Below are 7,897 nucleotides of genomic sequence, written 5' to 3' on the forward strand. Positions count from 1 at the left end.
TCCTTAAACTTTGGGTGCGGCGCTGAGCGCCAACTTGATTCCGAAACCGACAAACAAAGCGCCGGCCACGCGGTCGAGCCAGTGCATGCCCTGCTGGACCCAGGCCGTGCGCTGCGCCGCCCAACCGGCGACCAAGGCATAGCCCAAGTTGATCGGAATGGCATTCAGGTTGAACAGCACCCCGAGCACCAAAAAGGCAGCCGCAGGGTGCGCCGACCCGGGAGCAATTAATTGCGGCACAAAGGCCAGAAAAAACAGCGCCACCTTCGGGTTGAGTGCATTGGTCCAAAAGCCACTGAAAAATATGCTTTTCAGGCCTCTAGCCCCCGTATTGATTGCGGTACCCGCTTCTAATTTGATAGCATTTTCTGCTTTGGACAAGAGCAGGCGGATCCCGACATACAGCAGGTAAGCGGCCCCTGCCCACTTGAGCACGGTGAATGCCGTGGCCGATGCCGCCATCAAGGCGCTCACCCCCAAGCCGGCCGCCACGATGTGCACAAAGCACCCCGCGGTAATACCGAACGCCGCCACCACGCCGGCCCGCACCCCGCCACGCAGCGCGTTGCTCACGATGTAGAGGACATCAGGCCCCGGGGTGAGGTTCAGCAACCAGCCCGAGAGCACAAACAGGCCTAGGTGTTCAATGCCAAGTTCCGCCAACATGGTCTGCCCCGCTCAGTACACCGCGGCGCCGGGCAACGCTGCCGCGGGCGCAGACGACGCACTCTGGGCAAAGAAAGCACGCACCGAGGCAATGGCGTGGTCGATACCGGCCGCATCCACATCAAGGTGGGTGACAAAGCGCAGACCGATCAGCCCGGTAGCCCACACGCCCTGCTCTTTCAGGTACGCCAGCAGCGCGGGACCGCGGCCCGCGGCAACATCCACAAACACAATGTTGGTCGCCGCCGAGCGCACCTGCAGCCCGTCGATACCGCGCAACCCTTGCGCAAGCCGCTGCGCCAGCGCGTGGTCGTCTGCCAGGCGGTCGATGTGGTGATCCAGCGCGTAGCTGGCCGTGGCGGCCAAAAAGCCGGCCTGGCGCATGCCGCCGCCGGTCATTTTGCGGATGCGGTGGGCACGGGCAATCAGCTCGCGGCTGCCGCACAGGGCAGAGCCCACCGGTGCGCCAAGCCCTTTGCTGAAGCACACCGACACGCTATCGAAGTAACTGGCAATCCGGCGTGCAGCGGCTAGCGCGGTTTCGCCGTCCTGCCGGCTCGCCACCGCCGCGTTGAACAGGCGTGCGCCATCCAAGTGCACCGCCAGCCCGCGCTCGCGGGCGAGGCCCGTGGCTTGCTCCAGATAACTGGCGGGCATGGGGTTGCCGTTCCAGGTGTTTTCAAGGCACAGCAAGCGGGTGCGGGCGAAGTGGCAGTCGTCGGGCTTGATGGCGGCCGCAATATCCGCCAGCGCCATCTGGCCACCGGCGTCCTGCGCCAGCGGCTGGGGTTGGATGCTGCCCAACACTGCGGCACCACCGCCTTCATAGCGGTAGGTGTGCGCCAGCTGGCCGACGATGTATTCGTCGCCCCGGCCACAGTGCGCCATCAGCGCGCACAAATTGCTCTGGGTGCCAGTGGGCATGAACAGCGCCGCCTCGAAACCGAGCAGGGCGGCGAGCTTGTCCTGCAGCGCATTGACGCTGGGGTCGTCGCCGAACACATCGTCGCCCACCGGCGCGGAGCCCATGGCCTCGCGCATGGCGGCCGTGGGGCGGGTGACGGTGTCACTGCGCAAATCAACAATTGTGGTCATATTGGCCTCTAGCCCTTGTGGAATATGCGCAAGCAGCTATCAAAACAATAGCCATCTCGCCTACCGGTTTATTGCAAAAAGTTCTTCAGCATGGCGTGGCCGTGCTCGGTGAGGATGCTCTCCGGGTGGAACTGCACGCCCTCCATGCGCACCGCATGGGGCAGGCCGGTGTGGCGCACGCCCATGATCTCGCCGTCAGCCGTCCACGCCGTCACGGCCAGCTCTTGCGGGCAGGTTGCGCGCTCAATCGCCAGAGAGTGGTAGCGGTTCACCGTGAACTTTTCGGGCAGCCCGGCAAACACGCCTTCTTGTGTGGTGGTGATGACGCTGGTCTTGCCGTGCATCAGCTCCTGCGCGCGGATGATCTTGCCACCCAGCGCCGCACCAATACTCTGGTGGCCTAGGCACACCCCCAGAATCGGCAGCTTGCCCATGAAGTGGCGGATCGCCGGCACCGAGATGCCGGCCTCATTGGGCGAGCACGGCCCGGGCGAAATGACCAGCCGGTCGGCACCGCGCGCTGCAATGCCTTCAAGGGTGATTTCGTCGTTGCGAAACACCTCGACCTCGGCACCCAGCTCGCCAAAGTACTGCACGATGTTGAAGGTAAACGAATCGTAGTTGTCGATCATCACGAGTTTCATGCGGTTTCTCCTTGGCGCAGGCGGGCAAACTCCCGGTGCTCAAATGCAATCGATGCGTCCATCAGGGCGCGGTAGGCGGCTTCCACGACATCCGGCTGGCCGCCGTTATCTGCCGCCATGCGGCGCACCCGGGCGGCAATGAATTCAATGCGCTCCTGGTCATGGACCTTGGTCACGTCTTGTTTGATGCGCGCGGCCTGGCTCATGTAGCCGGTGCGCTCCACCAGCAGCGCGGTGATGCGCTCGTCCAGCGCATCAATATGGCTGCGCACCTCGGCCATGGTCTCGCAGTGGCGGGCGTGTTGGGCAGTGATCATTGCATGCCCTCCTCGACCAACTCGGCCGCACGCAACAGCGCCCGGGCTTTGGCCTCGGTTTCGGCCCACTCCAGCTCGGGCACGCTGTCAGCCACCACACCCGCGGCGGCCTGCACATACAGCGTTTGGTTTTTGATGATGCCGGTGCGAATGGCAATGGCCACGTCCATATCGCCCGCGTAGCTCAGGTAGCCGCAGGCGCCACCGTAAATACCGCGCTTGATGGGCTCCAGCTGATCAATCAGCTCCATAGCGTGCACCTTGGGCGCACCGGTCAAAGTGCCGGCAGGGAATGTGGCTTTGAGCACGTCCATGCTGGTCATGCCCGCGTTCAGCGTGCCTTCTACGTTGCTCACGATGTGCATCACATGGCTGTAGCGCTCGACGATGAATGCATCCGTCACCTTAACCGAGCCGATTTCGGCGATCCGGCCGATGTCGTTGCGGGCCAGGTCAATCAGCATCACGTGCTCGGCGCGCTCTTTGGGGTCGTTGATGAGCTCCACTTCGGCGGCTTTGTCGGCCTCGGGGGTGGCGCCGCGCGGGCGTGTGCCGGCCAGGGGGCGGATGGTGACTTTGGTGCCGGTTTTGCCGTCCACCGTCACCAACTCCTGCCGCACCAGAATCTCCGGCGAAGCGCCCACCACCTGAAAATCTCCGAAGTTGTAGAAATACATGTACGGGCTGGGGTTCAGCGTGCGCAGCGCGCGGTACAGGCTCAAGGGCGAGGCAGTAAAGCGCTTCTTGATGCGCTGGCCCACTTGCACCTGCATGAAGTCGCCTCCGGCAATCAGCTCTTTGGCGCGCACCACGGCGGCAATGTAGTCCGCCTTGGCAAAGTCGCGCTGGGCGGCATGCCCGGGGGTGGGTTTGATGTCGGGCGCGCTCACCGCTTGCGCCAACTTGGCGCGCAGCTCCGCCAGCCGCGCCTGCCCGCGGGCGTAGGCCTCCGGCGCGGCAGGGTCCACATAGACCATGAGGTGCAGCTTGCCCGACAAGTTGTCGATCACCGCCAGCTCCTCGCACTGCAGCAGCAAGATGTCCGGCGTGCCCAGCTCGTCGGGTGGGCAGGTGTCTTGCAGCTTTTTCTCGATGTAGCGCACGGCGTCGTAGCCGAAGTAGCCGGCCAGGCCACCGCAAAAGCGGGGCATGCCCGGTTGCAGCGCCACTTTGAAACGCTGCTGGTACTGCGCAATAAAGTCCAAGGGGTTCAGAGTCGAGGTTTCGACCACCGCACCATCGGTCACCACCTCGGTGAGCGCGTGGCTGCCAAAGCCGCTGGCGCGCACCCAGGTGCGGGCGGGCAGGCCGATAAAGCTGTAGCGCCCGAAGCGCTCGCCGCCCACCACCGACTCCAGCAAAAAGCTGTTGGCAGCGGGTTCGGCTTCACCGGCATGGCGGGCGAGCTTGAGGTAGACCGAGAGCGGCGTTTCCAGGTCGGCAAAAGCCTGCGTGCTCAAGGGGATGCGGTTGTAGCCTTGGGCTTGCAGGGCCAGAAATTCGGATTCAGTCATCGGGGGCGGCGCCTCTCAAACAATCTATTCACGGGGAGTTTGCAGGCTCGGCCTCAAACCCTGAAAAGGTGCGCGCAATAGATCGGAGGGGAATCCGTGCCACTTGATCGCGCAAAGCTCACAAACCGTGCGCGTTGGCCGCAAAGTGCGGCCGGCAGGTGTTAGAGCCCAGGCACAACAGACAAGGTACGCCAGGGCCAGGCCCCCCGGTCGCTCAAACCTGTTCTGCTGATGTGGTGGATAAACATAGGCTGCCAGTGTAGCAAACACACCGCGGTGCTCCGGTGCAAAGAAACCACGTCACCCGCGAAAACCCTGATGCGCTTTCGGTGGTGAAAATGCAGAATTCAATCTATAAAAAAGAACGATCGTTCTATTTAAGGCTTCTATGACATTGAAACAGTTTTTCTCCGTATGCGTTCTGGCGTTTTGCGCTGCGACGCCAGCCATGGCGGCTCCGGACATCAACGGCGTGAAAATTGAAGACTCCATCACCCTGGCCGGCAGCAAACTGCAACTCAACGGCGCGGGCACTCGCTACAAGGCGGTGTTCAAGGTGTACGTCGCGGAGCTCTTCACCAGCCAAAAAGTGAGTTCGCTGGACGAGTTGATCGCAGCCCCCGGCCCCAAGCGCATGAGCATGACCTTTGTGCGGGAGATTGAAGCCGGCCCGTTCGGAAAACTGCTCACACGGGGTGTGGAAGACAACGTGCCGAAGAACGAAATGTCGAAGCTAGTTCCCGGCCTGATCCGCATGGGCGAGATCTTTACCGTGAACAAGGTCCTGGTGCCCGGCGACGTGATTCACCTCGACTGGATTCCAGGCACCGGCATGGTGGTCACCGCCAAGGGCAAGGTCCAGGGCGAGCCCTTCAAGGAGCCCGAGTTTTACAAAGCCATCATGTCCATCTGGTTCGGCCCTTCTCCCGCCGACTTCAAACTGAAAGACGCACTGCTGGGCCAGAAATAAGTTTCGCTTTACTCCAAGCCTCACAGGCCGGCATGGCAACATGTCGGCCTTTTTTTGCGCTGTGCGCGGCTCATTCGCCGGCTTCTGCGCTTAAGTGGTGACAAAGCCGGCGCTTCGAGGTAGATTGGCCGAGCGCATTCGGTCATATCCAAACAAGAGGGAGATGTACATGAAACTGAGCCTGAAGTTGCCGCTGGCATTTGCCATGGCCTTGCTTTTACTCTTCATGGGAGGGGTTTTCGGTATCCGCACCCTCAACCATGCGGTCGACACCTACCGGCTGGAGGTGCTCTCCCATGTAAGCGCCAACAAAAAGGCGGCCGATATCGCAGGCCACTTCTCCGTGGCCATCCAAGAGTGGAAAAACGTGTTGCTGCGCGGCAAGAACCCGAAAGACTTGGACACCTACTGGGCCGCGCACCAGAAAGAAATGGGCAAAGTCATTCAAGGCCTTGACGAGTTAAGCAAGGAGATGGACGACGCAACCAGCCGCGACCTCGCCACCCGACTGGGCCTTGCCATGCAGGGGGCTGCAAAAGCCTACGGGGTTGCCTTCGAGGCCTACAAGGCCAGCGACTTGGATGCCACCGCCGGGGACAAAGCTGCGCGCGGCAAAGACCGCGAGGCCGCCGGCTTGCTGGTCGAACTGCGCAAACACCTGTCGGAGGAAGAAGACAAGGCATCAGCCTCGGCCAGTGCCTTGGCTGCCAGCGGGAGCCGCTTGGCCTATGGCGTCATGACTCTGGTGACCCTGATCGGCTTTGCCGGCAGCATCTGGATGAGCCGCCAGATCGTGCGCCCCTTGAGCGAAGCGGTGGACGCTGCTGAAAAAGTCTCGCAAGGTGACTTGACCAGCACCTTTCACACCAGTGGCAAAGACGAGGTCGCCGCCCTGCTGCGCGCACTCCACACCATGCAAGAACACCTGTCCACGCTGGTCACCAAAGTGCGCGAGGGGGCCGAGGGTGTGTCCCATGCCAGCACGGAAATCGCGCAGGGCAACCATGACCTTTCCGTCCGCACCGAGCAGCAAGCCAGTGCCCTGCAAGAAACTGCCGCCTCCATGGACCAGCTGGGTGCCACGGTCAGCCGGAGTGCGGACGGTGCCGCGCAAGCGAATGACCAGGCCACGAGTGCATCTGAAGTAGCAAGCCGGGGGGGAGAAGTAGTCAGCAGGGTAGTGGACACCATGAAGGGCATTCACTCAGCGTCCCACCGGATTTCGGAAATCATTGGCGTGATTGACGGTATTGCCTTCCAAACCAATATTCTGGCGCTGAATGCCGCCGTCGAGGCCGCCCGTGCCGGTGAACAGGGGCGGGGCTTCGCCGTAGTGGCTGCTGAAGTGCGCAGTCTCGCAGGCCGCAGCGCCGAGGCCGCCAAAGAAATCAAGTCTTTGATCGGCGCAAGTGTTGAGCAAGTTTCCCTCGGCAGCGAACAAGCCGCGCAGGCAGGCCACACCATGGCCGAAGTGGTGAAAGCCATCCGCGAGGTCAGCACCATGGTGAGCGAAATCAGCAGCACCAGCCACGAACAGCGCATCGGCGTCAGCCAGGCCGGCCAAGCCGTCACACAAATCGACGAAGCCACCCAGCAGAACGCCGCACTGGTGGAGCAAATGGCGGCGGCCGCCTCCGGCTTAAAGCAGCAAGCCCAGGAACTGGTCAGCCTTGTCGCTGTTTTTAAGCTGCACCCGGGCGCCGAAAAGCAGCTAGCATTCATGTAAATCGTGTGAATTGATTTTTAACAATACGGGACGCCTTATGAAACTTAAGCACCAAATCGTTGCGCTAGGCCTCGTCGGAATTCTGGCATCGGCGTTGGTGGGGGGTATTGGAATGTTGCAGACAGACCGGCTGGCCAATGCCATTGCGCAGTCGGAATCCATGTCTGTGGCGCTCCAGAGCAGCCAAGAGGCTGACATGATGCATGACGCCATACGCGGCGACGTCCTGCTGCTGATCCAAGGCGCAAGCACCCAAAACGCCAACCAGATCGCAGAGGCGAGCAAAGACCTCGGGGAGCATGCCACCACCTTCAACGAGGCCCTGAAACGGCTCGAAGCGCAGCCGCTCCCGCCGGAGGTCAAAGCGCTACTGGAAATCACCAAACCCATGGTTCAAGCCTATATCGGTGCCGCCCAAAAAGCCCAGACCCTTGCGACGCAAGACCTGACTGCGGCCGGGGCAGCGCTGGACGGATTTCAAGATGCCTTCAGCAAGCTCGAAGACCAAATGGCCAAGCAGGCCGACAGCATTATTGAGAGCGTAGAGGCCGCCCGCTTGCTGGCCCGCCAGCAAGTCTCCAGCTCCAAGATTCAGGTCAGCATTGCATGGCTGGTATCCACCCTCTTGCTGGTTGCCGGCGCATTTTTTCTGGCGCGGGAGTTGTCGCAACCCATCGCCCATGCGGCGGACGTTGCAGATGCCATGGCTCAGGGCAATTTGCACACTGACGTCCGGCCCGCTGGCAGCGACGAAACTGTGCGCTTGCTGCAGTCCATGGCCCAAATGCAGATGAGCTTCGGGCAGACCGTGCGGGCCGTGAAGAGCAGCGCCGACGCGGTGGCCACCGCCAGCTCTGAGATCGCCCAAGGCAACCACGACCTCAGCGCCCGCACCGAAAGCCAGGCCAGCGCCCTGGAACAAACCGCAGCCAGCATGGAAGAACTCGGCTCCACCGTCAAACAAA

8 protein-coding genes are annotated in these 7,897 nt (G+C 61.9%); 3 read left to right on the top strand and 5 right to left on the bottom strand.

The features are described 5' to 3' along the window. Positions 1-3: 3 nt before the first annotated feature. The 5 genes from QZW03_RS13470 to trpE all read right to left on the bottom strand — a co-directional run bounded on the left by QZW03_RS13470 (position 4) and on the right by trpE (position 4,236). Positions 4-666: a LysE family translocator gene (locus QZW03_RS13470; protein WP_296510520.1), complete on the bottom strand. Its 663-nt coding sequence runs from the start codon at positions 664-666 to the stop codon at positions 4-6. Positions 667-678: 12 nt separating this feature from the next. Next, on the bottom strand, positions 679-1,761 hold the full coding sequence (gene ltaE / locus QZW03_RS13475; RefSeq protein ID WP_296510521.1) for a low-specificity L-threonine aldolase: 1,083 nt from the start codon (positions 1,759-1,761) through the stop codon (positions 679-681). A gap of 68 nt (positions 1,762-1,829) precedes the next feature. Beyond that, positions 1,830-2,405 carry an aminodeoxychorismate/anthranilate synthase component II gene (locus QZW03_RS13480; RefSeq protein ID WP_296510522.1) on the bottom strand — a complete coding sequence of 192 codons (576 nt, stop codon included), beginning with the start codon at positions 2,403-2,405 and terminating at the stop codon, positions 1,830-1,832. Next, complete coding sequence (locus QZW03_RS13485) at positions 2,402-2,722, bottom strand: chorismate mutase (protein ID WP_296510523.1); 321 nt, start codon at positions 2,720-2,722, stop codon at positions 2,402-2,404. Before QZW03_RS13485 ends, QZW03_RS13480 begins: the two co-directional genes overlap by 4 nt. After that, on the bottom strand, positions 2,719-4,236 hold the full coding sequence (gene trpE, locus QZW03_RS13490) for an anthranilate synthase component I (RefSeq protein WP_296510524.1): 1,518 nt from the start codon (positions 4,234-4,236) through the stop codon (positions 2,719-2,721). Before trpE ends, QZW03_RS13485 begins: the two co-directional genes overlap by 4 nt. Before the next feature lie 388 nt (positions 4,237-4,624). On the opposite strand from trpE, the gene QZW03_RS13495 reads away from it, so the two are divergent. From QZW03_RS13495 to QZW03_RS13505, 3 genes are all read left to right on the top strand, one after another. After that, positions 4,625-5,206, top strand: coding sequence for a chalcone isomerase family protein (locus QZW03_RS13495; protein ID WP_296510525.1), 582 nt, complete (start codon positions 4,625-4,627; stop codon positions 5,204-5,206). Between the two features lie 169 nt (positions 5,207-5,375). Beyond that, positions 5,376-6,932 carry a methyl-accepting chemotaxis protein gene (locus QZW03_RS13500; RefSeq protein ID WP_296510526.1) on the top strand — a complete coding sequence of 519 codons (1,557 nt, stop codon included), beginning with the start codon at positions 5,376-5,378 and terminating at the stop codon, positions 6,930-6,932. 37 nt (positions 6,933-6,969) lie between these two features. Next, positions 6,970-7,897, top strand: a 928-nt coding sequence (locus QZW03_RS13505) for a HAMP domain-containing protein (RefSeq protein WP_296510527.1), incomplete at its 3' end; no start/stop codon positions are given.

This window comes from Rhodoferax sp., assembly GCF_013297935.1.
In the GTDB taxonomy this organism is placed as follows: domain Bacteria; phylum Pseudomonadota; class Gammaproteobacteria; order Burkholderiales; family Burkholderiaceae_C; genus Allorhodoferax.